At 53.9% G+C, this 18,662-nt stretch carries 10 protein-coding genes; 3 read left to right on the top strand and 7 right to left on the bottom strand.

The window, feature by feature from the left end:
• Positions 1-5 precede the first annotated feature (5 nt).
• The 4 genes from Q1A74_RS15690 to Q1A74_RS15675 form a co-directional block, all read right to left on the bottom strand.
• Positions 6-839: a hypothetical protein gene (locus Q1A74_RS15690; protein ID WP_299598322.1), complete on the bottom strand. Its 834-nt coding sequence runs from the start codon at positions 837-839 to the stop codon at positions 6-8.
• Entirely contained in the window at positions 836-4,723 is a 3,888-nt protein-coding gene (locus Q1A74_RS15685; RefSeq protein ID WP_299598408.1) for an RHS repeat-associated core domain-containing protein, read from the bottom strand. Before Q1A74_RS15685 ends, Q1A74_RS15690 begins: the two co-directional genes overlap by 4 nt.
• 1,062 nt (positions 4,724-5,785) lie before the next feature.
• Positions 5,786-6,256 (bottom strand): hypothetical protein, encoded by a 471-nt coding sequence (locus Q1A74_RS15680; protein WP_299598319.1) that lies wholly within the window; start codon positions 6,254-6,256, stop codon positions 5,786-5,788.
• A 1-nt stretch (position 6,257) separates the two neighbouring features.
• The gene (locus Q1A74_RS15675; RefSeq protein WP_299598315.1) at positions 6,258-10,892 is read right to left on the bottom strand and encodes an RHS repeat-associated core domain-containing protein; all 4,635 of its coding nucleotides are present in this window, start codon (positions 10,890-10,892) and stop codon (positions 6,258-6,260) included.
• A gap of 459 nt (positions 10,893-11,351) precedes the next feature.
• Between Q1A74_RS15675 and Q1A74_RS15670 the strand changes: the two genes are divergently transcribed.
• Positions 11,352-11,642: a hypothetical protein gene (locus Q1A74_RS15670; RefSeq protein WP_299598312.1), complete on the top strand. Its 291-nt coding sequence runs from the start codon at positions 11,352-11,354 to the stop codon at positions 11,640-11,642.
• Between the two features lie 59 nt (positions 11,643-11,701).
• On the opposite strand, the gene Q1A74_RS15665 is transcribed toward Q1A74_RS15670, so the two are convergent.
• The 3 genes from Q1A74_RS15665 to uvrD all read right to left on the bottom strand — a co-directional run bounded on the left by Q1A74_RS15665 (position 11,702) and on the right by uvrD (position 15,768).
• Positions 11,702-12,238: a demethoxyubiquinone hydroxylase family protein gene (locus tag Q1A74_RS15665; protein WP_299598309.1), complete on the bottom strand. Its 537-nt coding sequence runs from the start codon at positions 12,236-12,238 to the stop codon at positions 11,702-11,704.
• Between the two features lie 46 nt (positions 12,239-12,284).
• Positions 12,285-13,448: a TRAP transporter substrate-binding protein gene (locus Q1A74_RS15660; RefSeq protein ID WP_299598306.1), complete on the bottom strand. Its 1,164-nt coding sequence runs from the start codon at positions 13,446-13,448 to the stop codon at positions 12,285-12,287.
• Positions 13,449-13,536: 88 nt separating this feature from the next.
• A complete protein-coding gene (uvrD, locus tag Q1A74_RS15655; RefSeq protein ID WP_299598303.1) occupies positions 13,537-15,768 on the bottom strand; it encodes a DNA helicase II in 2,232 nt (743 codons plus the stop codon).
• A gap of 171 nt (positions 15,769-15,939) precedes the next feature.
• On the opposite strand from uvrD, the gene hexR reads away from it, so the two are divergent.
• Positions 15,940-16,794 (top strand): transcriptional regulator HexR, encoded by an 855-nt coding sequence (gene hexR / locus Q1A74_RS15650; protein ID WP_299598300.1) that lies wholly within the window; start codon positions 15,940-15,942, stop codon positions 16,792-16,794.
• A gap of 41 nt (positions 16,795-16,835) precedes the next feature.
• Positions 16,836-18,644 carry a DUF4153 domain-containing protein gene (locus Q1A74_RS15645; RefSeq protein ID WP_299598297.1) on the top strand — a complete coding sequence of 603 codons (1,809 nt, stop codon included), beginning with the start codon at positions 16,836-16,838 and terminating at the stop codon, positions 18,642-18,644.
• Positions 18,645-18,662 lie beyond the last annotated feature (18 nt).

The following is an 18,662-nucleotide window of genomic DNA, read 5'->3' as shown; positions in this document are numbered from 1 at the left end:
CAAGATCAACGAAAACATGCATCTTTGTCCAAAGTAATATTTTGGGGTTTTTCTATGCCTCTATAGAGATACGGGCATTTTTCGGTCGCGTTCGGATAGGAGGCAGCGTTTAACTTCGATCTCACAGAGTCTCCCATTACACGAATAAATAGCACATCCACTTTAATTTTTAATGGATCGTAGGGCATGCCAGATGTGGATTCTGGGTAGGGGTTATTTGAGAGGTATGCGAGCCAAAGGGGAAACAACAATCTAACTTCTGGAGCAACGAGTTTATATATTTCGTTTTTCAGCTCTGTCAGTTGAGCTTCACTCAACTGACATGTATCAGTTAAAAGAAAAAGGAAATCACTTATACGTTGTATACGGGAAACAATATTGAAATTCTTTTCATAAACTTTTAGTGTTGGAGGCCTACCTGTTACCACCTTTGGTGGCCAGTGGGCCTCATATATTTTTTCGATTATGCCGTTTTCAGGATTATATTCAAGTGGAATATATACTGCGCCCTTGTAGCTTAAGACCTTTCTTAAACTGATAATATCCTGCCGTGAAATGGGCACTCTACCGATCCCGTATCTTCCATCACTGCTGCTAACCGTATAGTTCAATAAAGTGCATTGGCCACTTAGCTTTTCCATTCCTAAAGTCCAGCGGTAGTCTCTTGAATGCCTTACAAGTATATGAGCGCCTTTTACAGGGCTGTCAGTTTTTGAGTAGAGTATATATCCGTATTTTGGTACTAAGTTAAGAGACAGGATCCACGGAAGGAAGATAATCGCAATAATAATGAACTTTACCCATAGCTTGTGACTTAAGCTATCAAATAAAGTCTTCACGGCAGTATTAGTCCTGGTTTTTCCGTAACATTACTAAGGATTTGTCCTCTATTTTGTTCGCCCAAGTTGTCATCGTAATTAGGAATAGGATCAAAGCCATTTGCATCTAACCATTCATCCAAAATAGCTTTCTTCGCCAAAATTCCTTCATCTGTACCTTCATCTATGAAGCTATTGAATTGTTGAAGAATACCAACGCTGCCCGATGCAAGCTCATAATCTGGTGCAACTCCATTCGTCCAGCAGTCATCGCACTGACCACTGTTAACCCCGATATTGGCGTTGCCGTCACCCGCTAAATCTTTCCATGAAACTTCTGAGGTTACACCAAAGTCTCTGCGTATATTCTCGAATACTTCTTTCTCCATTTGGAGAGTTCTTAACTCATTATACCTCCAAAGTTTAGACCAGGTTGGATCGGACCCCGGCTGCGTTGGGTGTGGGTTTGTAATCGTAATTTGGTTGTATGTATGGTCTGGGCTATGTCCATACATCATATGCCCTATTACTCCTTCAGCGTTGAATATCTCCAAAGGGACATTTAATGCATTCCTGTGTGCAAACGTATCTTCAAAAGCATGCAAATATTCACCATACAGCTGAGCTTTCGTGTCCTCAGGCGTCGCATCGCCGGGCATTCGACATACGTTGGAGTATCCCATCGCTGCATCTCGAAGCAAGGCTAGCTGTCCACTTTCGGGATCACTGAATCTTCTGCGCGCGTAGTCGTCTTCGCTCTCATTTATTGTTTTAAGCAATGAATCTCCCCCAGCACCATTATCATAGTCCAAGGTGAAGTGGTAACTCTGCAAAGCATTGTAGGTTTCAGCTGCTTCTTTCATTCCACCGGCAACGTTAGCAAAATTGAACCACTCTGCACCCGCTGGAATAGGATTTGTTAAAGGATTGTCATCAACGTATTGTGTTGCCGTAGTCATAATACTAGCTTGGCTCTCACTTAGCCCAGCAGTGATCGCTAAAAAATACGTCATATAATAATGTACGGCCTTATCGTATAGCCCCAAGGGATCATAGCCTTGTACTGGATTTCCGCCTACATAAATAAATGCGTTGGCGCCGCCGATTAGTCCAATCGGATCACTTTGAATATAACGCTCCAATGCCGGGTTATAATCTCTAAAATAGTTGTAGTGAAGCCCAGATTCCTGATCGTAGTATTGCCCAGGGAACTTAAGGTTGATCGTGACTTTCCTTGCTGCACTGGCGTTTGAATTTTCAATAGACATACCAAACGCATCACTTTCCCATCGCCAGCTGATTTGTTTTTCTTTACTCGTCCCCGCTCTGGGGCTATTTATGTGGTCACTGTGGAGGTAGGTGATTACCGGTTGATTCCCGCTATTTCTAACGTGCGCTACCGGGGTAGAGCCCAGCCACAGGTAGTGGACTTCTTTTCGCTCATTTACTTTCATTTTTTCGGCTTTGTCGCCCTTAGCCTGTGAAATCTCTTGTGCCAATTGGGTGGTTAGCAGGTACTGGAAGCGGGTACGTTTGGTATGCAACTGCTTTTCTATGCGCTGTCCGTTGCCGGCATAGTGATATTCAGCTATCTGTTTGCCATTTTTGAAGTAGGTAACCAAACGGTTCTTCTGGTTGTGGATACGTTCCTCCAGATCGCCTTCTTCAGTGATTTGCACACCGCTTTGGGGTTTTTGGGCTGTGCGGGTTGGCAGGCCCTGTCTCTCTTTGGTCTGATTTGACATCCCGATTAACGAGCTTTCTGCGCTTGTTGAGTATGGCGCTTTCCAGTGGACTAGGCGATTGCCTTTGGCGTATTCATAGATGGCCTTCTGGCTATTGTGGACTTTGGACAGGCGGTTGCCCACACCGTCGTAGGTGTAACTGGTGGTGTAACTGTCGGTGGTTTCTGTTGCACTGTGTTGTTCGCCGATTAGGCGGTGCAGGGCATCGTAGCCGTAATTGGTCAGGTTTCTTTTACCCTGTTCCGTTCTTTCTATTTGAGTAATGTTGTCGGTGGTGTCGTGCTCGTATTGCTGCTGCCAGACTGTTTCGTTGTCATTGGTTAGTTGGATATTGGTAATGCGTCCGTCGAGATCGCTTTCTCTTCGGTAATCGAGGCCATTGCCAGTCTGCCAGGCACTGGGGCCGGCGAAGGCCTGGTATTCGATGTCGTCGAGGATGGGGTGTTTGTTGCCGTTGCGGTCGATGTAATCGACGCTTTCGATACGGTCTTTGTTGTAGTGGTAGCGGGCCTGAGCGCCGTTGTTGTACTGGATGTAGGCCAGTGCACCATGATCGTTGTAGCCGTAGCGGAGTATCTGGGTGTCGCTCGCGGTGTTGTTTTGTTTTTTATTGTCTTTGTTGCTTGCGCTGTTGAAGCTGCGGATTTCCGCGGTGACCTGGCCGAAGCCGCTGTACTGGTAGTCGGTGCGGCTGTGGTGGTCGATCAGTGCGGTGAGTTTGCCAACACCATTGCCGTGGATATCGTCGGTCTGGTCGTACTGATAAAGGCTGTCTTCGGTTTCACCGGGGTAGTCGGCGAGGGTGAGGCGGTTGAGGTGGTCGTAGTGCCAGTGGGTTTGATTCGGGTTTTCACCGCTGTGCTGGCGCACGATGTTGCCGGCGGGGTCGCGCCAGTAGGTGCTTTCGCCGGTGGCGTCACTGCCGCGCCAGATGACTTCGCCGAAGCCGTTGTGGATGTAGCGGGTTTTGCTGCCTTCGGCGTCGGTGACCCGGGCCACGGGGCCCTGCAGGCTGTAGTCGATCTGGGTTTTGCCCTGTAAGGCGTCGATGCTGGTGACGAGGCGATCGAGGCTGTCGTAGTGGCGCTCACTGGGGTTGTCGATGCCCTGCTGAATGATGCTTTTGAGTTGACCGGTGCGGGTGTAGTCGATTTTTGTCTGCTGGCCATTGTTACCGATCAGCTGGTGGATGCGGCCGAGGCTGTCGAGGATGCGGTGGGATTTGCGTACCAGTTGTCCCTGTGCGTTGTAGACCTCCTGGGTGGCCCAGTTGCCGCTGATGTCGCCGGGGGTGATGTAGAGGGTTTCCCCCCAGTTGTAGTGAACCTCGGTGAGTTGGCGAGCGTCGTTGTATTCGTAGCGCTGCCAGCTGCCGTCGGCGAAGGTGATCTGCTTGAGCGTACCGTTGGGGTTGTGTTCGAAGTGGGTGGTGATAGAGGTATCTGCACTCTCTGCCTGTTTGCTGAGGCTGTTCAGGCGGCCCTGGGCATCGTAACTGAGCGTGAGGTGCAGGCCGTTGGCCAGCTGTGCATTGGTGGGGTTGCCCTGTTGGTCGTAGCCCTCGATGACGGTGCGGTGGCCAAGGGGGTTGGTGATGCTGTTGATCTGCCCCTCATTATTGAAGTCGTACTGGTAGATGTCGTCGCTGCCGTCTTCGCCCACGGCTCTGCGGCCGTTGAGGGTAATGGTGGCGGGGACGCCCGGGAGGTTCGGGTTGTCGGTGTAGCTATAGGTCCAGGTGCGCGTGTCGCCGTAGGTGCTGTAGGGGAAGCTCTGCTGGCTGAGGTCAGTGTCGGTGGTGCTGGTGCGCCGGCCCGCCGGGTCGTAGCGATGATCAATTTTACGGTAGCTCTGCCATTGCCCCAGGTGGTAACGGCTGTGGGTTTCTTCGGTGATCAATGGCAGGTCGGTATGCCACTGGCGCTCGATGAGGCTGCTACCTTCCACTGGTAGCCACTGCCCCTGTTGGTGGGTGAGACCGTCTTCTTCCCGCTCGATCAGGCCGCGGGCGTTGCGCTGCATGCGCAGGGCCTTGTTTTCTCCATCGACGGCGAGGGCGAGGGCGAGGGCGAGGGCGAGGGCGAGGAAGCCGTTGTCATCGTACTCGTGCTGCTCCCGCACGTTAGGACAGGTGGGGGTTGCCTGGCCTTCGACAAGCACCAAGCGTCGGTAGCTGGGGCGAGCCTGCTCCAGGTGGTAGGTGGTGTGCAGCCCCATGGCGTTGGTGGTGGTGACGGTGCCGTCTTGGTTATAGGCAATCGGTTTTTTGCCCGTGGCGGCTGAGAGTGGCGCGGCCCAGACGGCCGCAACGCTGGTATCAAGCGGTATTTTTATAGTAGCCCTTTACTCTGCTGTGTATTTAGCACGACCACCGCCCCACATTTCCCACAGGTATACCCTTCAAGTCTTCCCAAACTATTCTTACAGTTGAAGCAGCGTGCAGGTAGTAATGCGATTACCACAAACGCAGGAAATCCGCTGATTGATGAAAGAAAAACCCATAGAACTATGGATCTATTTTTTCGTTTTGCAAGTATGCCAGAACCTATAATCAATATAGCTCTAAGCCAGATTGCCAAACAATGTAGCAACGTGGAAATTTCCTCTTCACCCATCCCACACTCTCTGCCGTTGCTATATATTTACTTACACCCAGAAAAACCACACGCAATCAGTTTGAGCTACCAGGCATTAATTGATGATGCCGCGTATCGCTGACACAGAATCCTGAACAACGTCAGGCCACAACAACACTGATTTTTAGCCATCGCTTCCTAAGCAAGGTCTTTTGAAATACTCTCAGGGCAGTATAACTTCCGGTTTTTCTGATACATTGTCGAGAATTCTCTCACGATTTCCCGCTCCCCGCTCTTTTAAATAAACCGGTATTTATGGGAGTCCCTGCTCACGAAGAAATTTATTCAAAATTGCATCTTCCCGAGGGTCATAGAAATTTTCTTCACTAAGTTTAATTTCCATCGAGGCATATAGATGAAACATCTCATTTCCACTTTTATAGCCTTATGTTTCATACTCATAAAGCGAGACTGTCCATTTTCCCAAATGACTTAACTGGATTATTTTGAATCAAATCTCACGACGCCATATCTAACTACTCACTTCCCGGGGCGCGCAGAAAAAATCAATCTATGGGGCTATAAGGAAGACGCATATTTTGAGTAATTTGTCACGTTCGAAGTAAACTAAATCACGCTCAGAAATTTACGGCAGGGATGAATCACTACCATTCAGCTTGTCAAGCTCAAAAAGCGAACGCACCCTATTTATCTCTTGAAACCATTCATTAAACTCATGCCTTTCATAATCTTCCATTTCTATCGAACTGATATATTTATCGCTCGACATTATCTCAATCGCAGCACTATCTCTCCCAACTGTAGTGACAAACAAGTACGCCCTTGATGTATCCAAATCAGAATAAATAATTATCGCACCATAAAATTCAGCCCTATTCCATGGAGCAAGCGATTTAGCCCTTTCAATTTGTAATATAAGCTGGTTTTCCCAGTATCCGCCAAACAATTTCGACTTATATATTTCAACAAGCACAGATCGCAAGCCAGGCCTTACACTTTCTGAAAACCTCTGAACTTTACTCTCTATTAAAAAATAAAATAGCGCCATACCAACAGCGAAAGAAAGCAATAGAATCCAGAACAATTTTTTCATCATATTATTTAATCGTTAAGACACCATAAAAATTCGTCTCACCCTTGGGATTCCAAAAGTGCGGCCCCTGAATGAACTCTAGGGTTTCAGTCTTCGTACTGTGTATCAATGAATGAACATTATTCCAATGTTCAGCTTTATTCGCAGTATAATTATTTACTGTCACACAGCCGTGGCTAATACCACCACCATGCAATCGAATTCCGCTTCGATCCTCTCCACCATCTATTAAATAGTCATCAACTCTTTCGTCAATATAGAACAACCCAAACCAATCTTCTCTGCCCGCAATCGGATTTGGATTATCCACAATATAGTAGTTGCCTTTCGGTGCCGGCTGTTCCTTCCCTGTCCCAGGTGAAATAATCGCGCCAGTTTCAGGATCGATATGCCCCCCAGTAAACGCAGCCACTATATATTTATCCCCGGTATCATTGTCGTATACTGATAATTGGTTCAAGGAAGTATCTAGCACTGCAGTTACCATTAAACCCAATTTATCTACCAGCCTTACGGGATTTCCTTTTACGTAATTATGTAAATTTATCCCCCCTCTCAGCCCTATCGGATCGCTCTGTATATAACGCCCTAATACCGGGTCGTAATCCCTAAAGTAGTTGTAATGTAGGCCGGATTCCTGGTCATAATATTGACCCGGAAATCTCAAGTTAATTGTGACTTGGTCTTTTAAGCTGACAGTTGGATTTTCCAGCGACATACCGAATGCATTACTTTCCCAGCGCCAATTAATTTCTCCTGCCTTGCCTGTGCCCGCTTTTGGCGTATTTAGGTGGTCGGCGTGGAGGTAGACAATCACCTGCTTTCCGGTATTACTTTTGATAAGGGCTATCGGCGTTGAGCCCAGCCACAGGTAGTGGGTTTCTATTGTTTTCTGCGGCTGAGCTTTGTCTTTTTCTGTTTCCTGCGCCAACTGGGTGGTGAGTAGATATTGATAGCGGGTGCGCTTTGCTTGCAGCTGCTTTTCTATACGCTGGCCATTACCGGTGTAGCGGTATTCAGCTAGCCGTTTGCCGTTCTTGAAGTAGGCTACCAGACGATTTTTCTGGTTGTGGATGCGCCCTTCCAGGTCACCATCTCCCGTGATTTGCAGGCTTCTTTGGGGTTGCTGGGCTGTCTGAATTGGCAGCCCCCGGCTTTCTTTAGTCTGATTCAATCCTTGATTTATTGGATTATTTGGCTTTTCTGACTGCGGGATTTCCCAGCTGATTAGCCGGTTGCCTTTGGCATATTCGTAGGTAGTTTTCTGGCTGTTGTGGACTTTGGACAGGCGATTGCCCACGCCGTCGTAGGTGTAACTGGTGGTGTAGCTATCGATGCTTTCTGTTGCGCTGCGTTGCTCGCCTGTGAGGCGGTGCAGGTCATCGTAGCTGTAGCTGTAGCTGGTTTGCTGGCTTTGACCCTGCTCGATCTTTTCGATACCAGTGATGTTATTGGTGGCGTCGTGTTCGTACTGCTGCTGCCAGACGGTTTCGCCGTTGTTGGTTAGCTGGATATTGGTGATACGTCCGTCAAGGTCGCTTTCTCTGCGATAGTCGAGGCCATTGCCGGTCTGCCAGGCGCTGGGGCCGGCGAAGGCCTGGTATTCGATGTCGTCGAGGATGGGGTGTTTGATGCCTGTATTGTCGATGTAGTTGACACTTTCGATTCGGTCTTTGTTGTAGTGGTAGCGGGCCTGGGCGCCGTTGTTGTATTGGATGTAAGCCAGAGCACCATGGTCGTTGTAGCCGTAGCGGAGTATCTGGGTGTCGCTGGCGGTGGCGTTTTGTTTTTTACTGTTTTTTTTGCTTGCGCTGTTAAAGCTGCGGATTTCTGCGGTGACCTGCCCAAGGTCGCTGTACTGGTAGTCGGTGCGGCTGTGGTGGTCGATCAGCGCGGTGAGTTTGCCAATGCCATTCCCGTGGATGTCATCGGTCTGGTCGTACTGGTAGAGGCTGTCTTCGGTTTCACCGGGGTAGTCGGCTTTGGCGAGTCGGTTGAGGTGGTCGTAGTGCCACTGGGTTTGATTCGGGTTTTCGCCGCTTTGTTGGCGCACAATGTTGCCGGCGGGGTCGCGCCAGTAGGTGCTTTCGCCGTTGGCGTCGCTGCCGCGCCAGATGATTTCCCCGAAGCCGTTGTGGATGTAGCGGGTTTTACTGCCTTCGGCGTCGGTGACCTGGGCGACGGGGCCCTGCAGGCTGTAGTCGATCTGGGTTTTGCCCTGCAGTGCGTCAATGCTGGTGACAAGGCGATCGAGGCTGTCGTAGTGGCGCTGGCTGGGGTTGTCGATGCCTTGCTGGGTGATGGTCTTGAGCTGGCCGGTACGGGTGTAGTCGATTTTTGTTTGTTGGCCGTGGTTGCCGATCAGCTGATGGATGCGGCCGAGGCTGTCGAGGATGCGGTGGGATTTGCGGACCAGTTGACCCTGTGCGTTGTAGACCTCCTGGGTGGCCCAGTTGCCGCTGATGTCACCGGGGGTGATGTAGAGGATTTCTCCCCAGTTGTTGTGTACCGCAATAAGCTGGCGGGCGTCGTTGTAGGTGTAGCGCTGCCAGCTGTCGTCGGCGAAGGAGATCTGCTTGAGCGTGCCGTTGGGGTTGTGTTCGAACTGGGTGCGGATTTCTTTTTCTGCGCTCTGCCGGGTAAGGCTTTGCATCCGGCCATGCACGTCGTAGCGGAGCTTGATGCTCAGGCTATTGGCGAGCCGGGCGGCGGTGGGGTTGCCCTGGGTATCGTAGCTATCGATCTCTGTGGTGTGACCAAGGGGATTGGTGATGCGGGCGATCTGGCCCTGATCGTTGAAGGTGTAGTGGTAGGTATCATCACTGCCGTCTTCAGCCGCGGCTCTGGGGCCGTTGATGGACAGGCTCTCGAGCACGCCGGGCAGGCTCGGGTTTTCGGTGTAGCTATAGGTCCAGGTGCGGGTGTCGCCGTAGCTGCTGTAGGGGAAGCTCTGCTGGCTGAGATCGGTGTGGATGGTGCTGGTGCGCCGACCCGCCGGGTCGTAGCGATGGTCAATTTTACGGTAGCTCTGCCATTGTCCCTGGTGGTAACGGCTGTGGGTTTCTTCGGTGATCAATGGCAGGTCGGTATGCCACTGGCGCTCGATGAGGCTGCTACCTTCCACTGGTAGCCACTGCCCCTGTTGGTGGGTGAGACCGTCTTCTTCCCGCTCGATCAGGCCGCGGGCGTTGCGCTGCATGCGCAGGGCGTTGTTTTCTCCATCCACGGCGAGGGCGAGGAAGCCGTTGTCATCGTACTCGTGCTGTTCCCGCACGTTGGGACAGGTGGGGGTTGCCTGGCCTTCGACACGCACCAAGCGTCGGTAGCCGGGGCGGGCCTGCTCCAGGTGGTAGGTAGTGTGCAGGCCCATGGCGTTGGTGGTGGTGACGGTGCCGTCTTTGTTGTAGGCAATTTTAATCTGGTCGGTTTTGCCACCGTGGCGACTGAGAATTGCGCGGCCGAGCGCGTCGTAATCCCAGGTGGCGAAGCGTTTGTCATCGGCATCGGTGATACCGGTGAGGGCGTGGGGGAACTTTGTGTGTTCGTAGTGATACGTCGCATCACTGGCACTCAGGATTCGGGAGACGGATTGCCAGGCGCTGCGGTCGGTTTTCTGGTAGCCGCTCAGGTTACCGTGGGTGTCATAGTCAAAGTGCAGGGCCAGATTGCCGGGTAGGGTGACCTGCTCGAGAGTGCCGGAAGCGTTGTACTCGAATTTCAGGGCGGGGCCGCGGCTGTCTTCGACACGTTGTAGCCGTGTATCCCGGTAGGTAAGCGTGTGTGTTGTACCGCCTGTGTATTGAATGGACTGGAGGCGACCGTCTGCATCGTAGGTTTCAATCGCACCCTGCACGGTGGTGTAGCGCCAGCCGTTGTCGGTTTGGGTCAGCCGATCGACCACGCCGTCCGCGAACCAGCGCTCGTCCTCATGGTTGAAGCGGTAATAGGCGCCGTCATCCCGAAAGACATGTATCCGTTGCGCATCCGACTCCTGTTGCTCGATACGCAGGTGCCGCTGGTAGCTGTGTTGCCAGCCGTAGCCCAGTGTGCGGGACTGATCCTGCTGGAGGCTGTTGTAATAGCGGGTAAATACCAGCGGGTTATCCAGGTAGTGACGGTAATCGTGTTCGGCCTGGTGCTTGTTGCCATTGCCGAAGTTGATCGGGTTACCGGCAAAAGTATTGATGGGGGCGGCGCTGGGGGCTGCTCCTCCACTCGCCCCACCATCGGGACACATGGGGCCACCGCCAACTGGGTCCGAGGGCAGAGGGTTAAATACCGGGGGCGGGTCTTCCCCTGGATTCGGTGAATTGCCGGGATCGGTGGGGTCACCCGGTTGCGGATCGGACGGATCACCGGGATCGGTTGGCCCCCCGGTACTGGGATTGCCCGTACCACCGCCGTGCGAAGATATGTACTCGTCTTCGTCCGGATAAAACCAGCCCTTGTAATAATTGGATGCGATCTGCTCCGAGAACTCGGCAATATGCTCCCGGACAACCCCGCCATACTCCTGTACCCCGACCGTCCCCACAAGAAGACCGATGGATATTATGGGCAGGTATTCCGCGAGGGCGGCACCGCGAATTTTACGAAAAGAGAAACGGAACCCTTTTGACGACGAAGAGCGATTACGCACAAACACATCCTTGTGTTTCTAACTGGAAGGCTGGCTCAGACCAAAGCCTGTGATAAAGAGCCAGCGAACTTAGAGAACTGGATGCTGTTCAGGTGTGCGCGATGTCACATTTTTTTATTCTGATTGAACAATATCAACGAAAAGTTTCTAGTTGATACGATGGTGTAACTCTTTTTTAATCTATTAGATACTGGTGTACAAGTTAGGTGGGGGATATCCGGTTTTCATTTGGTGTTTAGCCGCCCAGTCTTCGGTGACTTCACGAACCTGGCAATACACTTCGCTCCATTGCACTTATTCGTTGAATTCAGATCAACAAATATTAAACGGAAAGGGTAATTTGTGGAACAAGCGTACTCACTCAGAAAAGTTTTTAAAATCTACCCTCTATTAGTTTTGTTTAACCGAATATCCGAATAGTATGCATGTTGGATACAGAACCGGATAAGGATTTCGAACGTGATGATAACTGCACTCGCTATTGCCTCTATCTTAACCCTTGCGTTTTTTATCGGTCTCGCGATTGCTCGCAGAGCGAAAAAACGGTGGGCGAGAGTCACTATCCGTGTAGGAGCGGTGATTTTTACTATTTTACTGTTTGGGATTATACCGGGGCTTTTTGAAGCAGACTTGATGACAATTGAACTGGCTGGACGTTACTTATTCTATTTGATGATTGGTGCTGCGTTGCTGTATAAATTTTTTCTGGTGCGGTTTATTCCACTTCCGGAAAAAGATACGGAAACCTGAAAACGCGCTCCGTTTTCCCTTCTGACAGAGAAACGTCTAACAGGCACAATTATCGGCTGTCACAGTTTGGTAGACAGCCAGATAGCCACCTCCGTGGCCCTGCGCACTACCCAGAATATGCATCGATGGGCATTCGGGCTGGTTCCATATTTTAAACCTTTGTCCCGGTGTTCCTCTTCGTCAGCCTGAATACTCTGAACCGCGTCAAATACTTCCCGGTCGTGCCGGTCGAGATACGCCAGCTGCCACTCCAGATGGTGCAGCACGGTAGATTCGATGGAGTAGGTACAGACCCAGATCGCATTGCGTCCTAACAGTGCGGTGAAACCGCCGAGCAACAGGCCACCAAGCGCCCACAACCTGAACGCATAGCAATGGCGGATGGATCTTCGCTGGAGAATTTCATCAAACCTGCGGAAGTGCTCACGCTCATGGGCGAGCATCTCATCAAACTCCGAGACGATATCCGGATACAGGCGCCGAGCAATAAAGCGCTGGGCTTTATAAATATGGATTGCGCCGTATTCTCCGGCGTGATCCACACGCAGGATGCGCTCCACTTCACGAATCACAGCTAGTTCGGCGGTGGTTTCCACGATGCAGACATTCCCTTGTCTTTATTTCTGGTGACCAGAATATAGCTTACTGAGGTTCCAGCTCCCTGACGTCAAACTCTCTGGTCTTATAGTAGGCCTCTTCACTAATCCGGTGATAAGGGATCACCTGGGATTCAAATTCCCGGAAGGCTTTGTACACGCGATTGAATTGCGGATCTTTCGCTGCGGTTTCCTGCATGATGCCCTGGTTAATTTCTTTCAGGTGGGCGATGACCTCGTCCGGCAGTTTGCGCAACTCGACGCCGTGCTCATTCACCAGCTCTTTCAGAGCGCGGTTGTTGCGCGCGGTGTACTCATCGAGCATGTCCTGGTTGGCATCGCGGGCGGCGGTGCGGACGATGGCCTGCAGGTCGTCGGGGAGTTTCTCGAAGGCCGTTTTGTTGATGATGATTTCGAGGATAGAACCGGGCTCGTGCCAGCCGGGATAATAGTAGTACTGAGCGATCTGGTGGAAACCGAAGGCGAGGTCGTTGTAGGGGCCCACCCATTCGGTGGCATCGATCACGCCGGTCTGGAGCGCGGTGTAGAGTTCGCCACCGGGGATGGTCACGGCGGTGCCGCCGGCGCGGTTCAGCACTTCGCCACCGAGGCCCGGGATACGCATCTTGAGACCTTTGAGGTCGTCGACGGAATTGATTTCTTTATTGAACCAGCCAGCCATCTGCACGCCGGTGGAGCCACCGGCCATGGGAATCAGGTCAAACGGTGCATAGAGTTCTTCCCACAACTCGAGGCCGCCGCCGTAGTGCAACCAGCCATTCATTTCCTGCGCGTTTAATCCAAATGGTACCGCGGTAAAAAACTGCGCGGCCGGCACTTTGCCTTTCCAGTAATAGGCAGCACCGTGGCCCACCTGTGCGGCACCGCTGGAGACTGCACCGAAGACGCCCATGGCGGGGACCAGTTCGCCGGCGCCGAAGACTTTGATTTTTAACCGACCGTTAGACATCGCTTCCACGTTTTTGGCGAAGCGTTCTGGAGCGCTGCCGAGGCCGGGGAAATTTTTTGGCCAGGTAGTGACGAGTTTCCACTGGAAGGTTTGCTGGCCCGAGTTTTTCAGGTGGGCATCTTCGATGGAATTTACCGTCTGCTGCTGCTCAGAGCGGGAGACAACCAGAGCGCCAAAAGTGAGCACCAGCAGGGCGAGCAGGCCCAGGATAACGGGGGGGTACCAATTTGTTTTTTTCATCTCGTTCGCATTTTTATTGTTTTTCCCGCCCGGGTTCGGGCGGGGTTCGCCTGCAGGCAGACTGCTACAGGCTCTGGACCAAATTGGATTACAGCGGCTGTAATTTGGCCATGGATACTACCAGCCATTTGCTGCCGGCGTCGTCGAAGTTCACCTGTACCCGCGCGCGCGCGCCGTTGCCTTCGAACTGCGTCACGGTGCCTTCGCCGAATTTGGCGTGGTCGACGCGTCCACCCAGCGCCAGAGGTGGCAGATCGTCGTCGAAGTCGGGGGCGGCGTCGGAGTAAGGATTGATGCCGCCGCCATATTTTCCAAAAGATTTGGGTTGAAACAGCGGCTTGGAAACCTCGGTTTTCAGGCGTACCTCGTGAATGTACTCCACCGGGATTTCACTAACAAACCGCGAAGGCTTGTTGTAAGTCTCGCTGCCAAACAGCCGGCGGCATTCAGCGTAGGTGATATACAGCTTTCGCATGGCGCGAGTGATACCCACGTAGCAGAGGCGGCGCTCCTCTTCCATGCGCCCGGGTTCCTGAGCGGACATCTTGTGCGGGAAGAGGTTTTCTTCCACACCGGCCATAAATACCAGGGGGAATTCCAGCCCCTTGGCCGAGTGCAGAGTCATCAGTTGCACCGCATCTTCGAACTCGTCCGCCTGACCTTCGCCGGCATCCAGGGCGGCGCTGTCGAGGAACTCGTTAATCAGCGGAATTTCTTCTTCGTCCACTGCTTCGCCGTCCGGGTCGACGGTGGGGAGTCCGTCGAAGCTGCGACAGGCGCTGACTAGTTCCTGCAGGTTTTCCACCCGGGTCTGGCCCTTCTCGCCTTTTTCCTTGCCGTGGAAGTCGATCAGGCCGCTCTGTTCGATGGCCAGCTCGGCAATATGATCCAGGGTTTTGTCGGTGCTCTCTTCGTCCAGCGCGTCGATCAGGCTGAGGAAGTTGCCCAGGGCATTGCCGGCGCGGGCGGCGAGCACTTTCTGCTGCAGCATTTTGGCGGCGGCGTCCCACAGGGAGCAACCGTGCTCGCGGGCAAACTGCCGCACCAGATCCACGGTGCGCGCGCCGATGCCGCGAGTCGGGGTGTTCACCACGCGCTCGAAGGAAGTATCGTCATGGCGGTTGGTGATCAGGCGCATATAAGACAATGCGTTCTTGATCTCCAGACGTTCGTAGAAGCGCTGGCCACCGTAGATGCGGTAGGGCACCTGTTCCCGCAATAGGCCTTCTTCCAGCACTCGCGACTGGGCGTTGGAGCGATACAGGATGGCGATACTGTCGCGTCGATTGCCGTCGCGCACCCAGTCCTGGATACGCTCGACAATAAAGCGCGCTTCGTCCTGCTCGTTATAAGAGGAATAGAGGGAGATGGGCTCGCCCTTTTCGCCCTCGGTCCACAGCTCTTTGCCGAGTCGACCGGCGTTGTGACCGATCACCGCGTTGGCGGCATTAAGGATGGTGCTGGTGGAGCGGTAGTTCTGCTCGAGACGCACGGTCTGTACGCCTTTCAGGTCCGCTTCAAAGTGCTGGATATTCTCGATCTTGGCGCCGCGCCAGCCGTAAATGGACTGATCGTCGTCGCCCACCGCAGTGATCGCACACTGGTCGCCGGCGAGCAGGCGCAGCCAGGCATATTGGATGGTGTTGGTATCCTGGAACTCGTCCACCAGAATGAAAGGGAAGCGGCGGCGGTAGTGGGCCAGAATGCTGTCGTTATTCAGCAGCAATTCGTGGGCGCGCAGCAGCAGCTCACCGAAGTCCACCACGCCGGCGCGCTGGCAGGCCTCTTCATAGGCACTGTAGATCCGCACCATGGTCTGCAGCCAGGGGTCGCCGGTGAGCTGGATATATTGCGGCCGAATGCCCTCATCTTTCTGAGCGCCGATCCACCACTGGGTTTCCCGCGGGGACCATTTCTTGTCATCCAGCGCCAGCTCGTTCTGCACCCGCTTGATCAGGCGCAGCTGGTCATCAGAATCGAGAATCTGGAAATTCTGCGGCAGTTTGGCCTCGGCCCAGTGAGCCCGCAGCAGGCGGTGGGCGAGACCGTGAAAGGTGCCCACCCACATGCCAAAGGTATTTACCCCCAGCAGTTCCTCGATACGCCCGCGCATCTCGCGCGCGGCTTTATTGGTAAAGGTCACCGCCATAATGGAGTAGGGCGATGCCCCCTCCACCTGCATCAGCCAGGCGATACGGTGCACCAGCACGCGGGTCTTGCCGGAGCCAGCGCCAGCCAGTACCAGTTGGTGGCCCGGCGGCGCGGCCACAGCCTCGCGTTGGGGGTCGTTGAGGGGGTCTAAGAGTTCAGATACGTCCATGGGAGCGGATTGTATCAGAGGACGAGCTTTTCACCTGTTTATATGAACAGGTTTTTCGGATTGGCAATGGTCGATGCCAGGGCCCTGATACCGGGCTCTGGCCAATGGAAGGCTCGCCAGCACCGGGCCATGCCGCTAAACTGCACAACTTGAACCAGAGAAGGTGTTGTCGTGAAGCCAGCGGAAGTCACGCAGAAAATCAGCGAACAGCTGAGTTCCATGCGCAAATCAGAGCGCAAGGTTGCGGAATATATCCTCGCCAACCCGGGCGAAATCATTCATATGCGTATCGTCGATCTCGCCACCGAAGCACAGGTGAGCGAGCCCACGGTGGTGCGCTTCTGCCGCGCGGTGGGCTGTTCCGGCTTCCAGGAGTTCAAACTGAATCTGGCGCAACAGCTGGCTTCCAGCCCCAGCTTCGGCCAGATCGCGGTTACTGAAACCGACACCATCGCCGAATACAAACGCAAGGTGTTCGACTCCACCGTCGATACTCTGCTCAATGTGCGCGACAAGATCGACGGGCGCGCGCTGGAAGCCGCCGTCGCCGCCATCGCCGCCTCAAAACGGGTGGAATTCTTCGGTTTTGGCGCCTCTGGTGCCGTAGCCGCCGACGCTCAGCACAAATTTTTCCGCCTGCAGATGGCCACCGCCGCCCACTCCGACCACCATATGCAGAGCATGTCCGCCATGAGCATGAAGCCCGGCGACGTGGTGGTCGCCATCTCCCAGAGCGGCCGCACTTCGTCCCTGCTGCGCTCCATGGAAATGGCCAAGGCACAGGGCGCCACGGTGATCGGCCTCGGCCCCAGTGGCTCGCCGATGACACGCCAATCCAGTATTCCGCTGGAGGTGGATGTGGAAGAGGACATCGAGCTGTACACCCCGCTCTCCTCCCGTATCGCCCACCTCGTCGTTATCGACGTGCTCGCCATCGGCGTGGCCCAGCGCAAGGGGCCGCAGTTGCAGGAGCATCTGCTGAAGCTGAAAAAAGGCCTCTATAATTTGCGGGAAGAAAAACACTAAATCCCGCAAAATTTCGGAAAAAATCCCGAGCAGGACGCGATATGCACGGAAGCAGCGACCAACCGGCAGAAAACCCCTCCGAACATCAGGATCTCGGCGTCTCCGAAAAACGCCTGATCCTGATTGCAGCCCTGACCCAGGGCCTCGCACTCTACGCACTCAAATTCTTTGACGCCGTCGCGGACTGGTCGCCGGTGTGGCAGTACCTCGGGTACACCGTGGTCATCGCCATTCCCCCGCTGGTCATCCTGTCCGTCGCACCGCGACTGGCGCGGGGATACTGGTGGGTGATTGGCGGTTTTACCCTGTTGCTGGCGCTGCTGGCCAGCTATCGCGGTTATCAATGTACGCCCGCCGATACCATCCACTGCGGCTGGCCCAAGGACTACGCGATTGCCATGGTGATCGCGGCCTTTATTGTCGTCTTCCTGCTGCGCGCCAGTGCCACCACCAGCACCACAAAGAGCGACCGGCTGCAGCGCCCGAGTTATCCCGCGCAGTTCCACTACTCCTGGGATGTTGCGCTCACTGCCGGTCTGACCCTCGTGTTCACGGGCATCTTCTGGATGATCCTGTTTTTGTGGCAGTCCCTGTTCAAGCTGGTGGGCGTGGATTTCTTCCGGGAGCTGTTTGAGAAGGACTGGTTTTTCTACCCGGTCACCTGGCTGGTGGCCGGCTGCGGTGCCATTCTATTCCGCTCCCAGCAGAGCTTCGTTCTCACGCTCAAGCGCCTGCTGCGCACCATGTTGGTGGCGCTGTTGCCGCTGCTGGCGGTGCTCACCGTGATGTTCCTCGCCACCCTGCCGTTTACTGGTCTGCAACCCATCTGGGATACCGGCCACGGCAGCGCCTTGCTGTTGTGGTTGCTGGCACTGCTGCTGTTCTTCACCAATGGGGTGATTCAGGACGAGTTCCCTTTTGCCCGCTACCCCAAGTGGATCAACCGTCTGCTGTTGCTGGCACTGGTTGTAGCGCCGGTTTACGCGGGGTTTGCCCTCTACGGAATCTTCCTGCGGGTGCAGCAGTACGGCTGGACGCCGGAGCGGCTGTGGGGCTTTGTGGTGGCGCTGACGCTGACGCTGCTGGCCGTCTGCTACAGCATTTCCATTTTGCGCCGCGGCGGACACTGGGCGGAGTGGTTACCGCGCATCAATACCGGGCTGGCGCTGTGGGTACTGGCGGTGTGCCTGGTGACGCAATCACCGCTCGCGAATTTCTGGAAGATCAGCGCCGGCAGCCAGCTTGCGCGGCTGCAAGAGGGGCGCATTGAGCTGGCGGATTTTGATTTCCTGCGCCACAAGTTGGGGCGGCCCGGCCTGGAGGCATTGCAACAGGCCAAATCGCTGCCAGTGGTACAGCAAAATGAAGCTGTTGCCGAATATATCGACAAAATTCTGGCCAATACCGAGCGCCATGCGCCCTTCCGCGAGAACCCTCTAAAAGAAAAGCAACGGCAGGGTACCCTGAAGGACCTGGCTGTATTGCCAGAGGGCGCAAGCCTGGGTGAATCATTCACATTCGATAGCCGCTATCACGGCTGCCTGGATACCGAGCATCGCCAGTGTTTCTGGCTGGTACAGGACATGGACGGCGATGGCAGCGATGAATATCTACTCTTCGCCCATTCGGTAGAGCGCGCGGAGCACCGCAATAATCACTATCTACTGGAAATCACCCTCTATGGCGAGGTAGACGGACTGTGGCGTGTTATCCACAGGAACAGCCGGGAGATAAAAGAAGACCCTGAATCTTTAAAGCAGGCCGTCGCCAGCGGCAAATTCAGCCTGCGCCCGCCCCGCTGGCAAGCGCTGTACCTGAACGATGAACCGCTGTTCGACCCGACCCAATAGACAGCTGACCGCTAATTC

Source organism: uncultured Microbulbifer sp. (assembly GCF_947504145.1).
GTDB lineage: Bacteria > Pseudomonadota > Gammaproteobacteria > Pseudomonadales > Cellvibrionaceae > Microbulbifer.
Note: the sequence above shows the minus strand (reverse complement) of the source record. Positions and strands in the feature narration are given on the sequence as shown.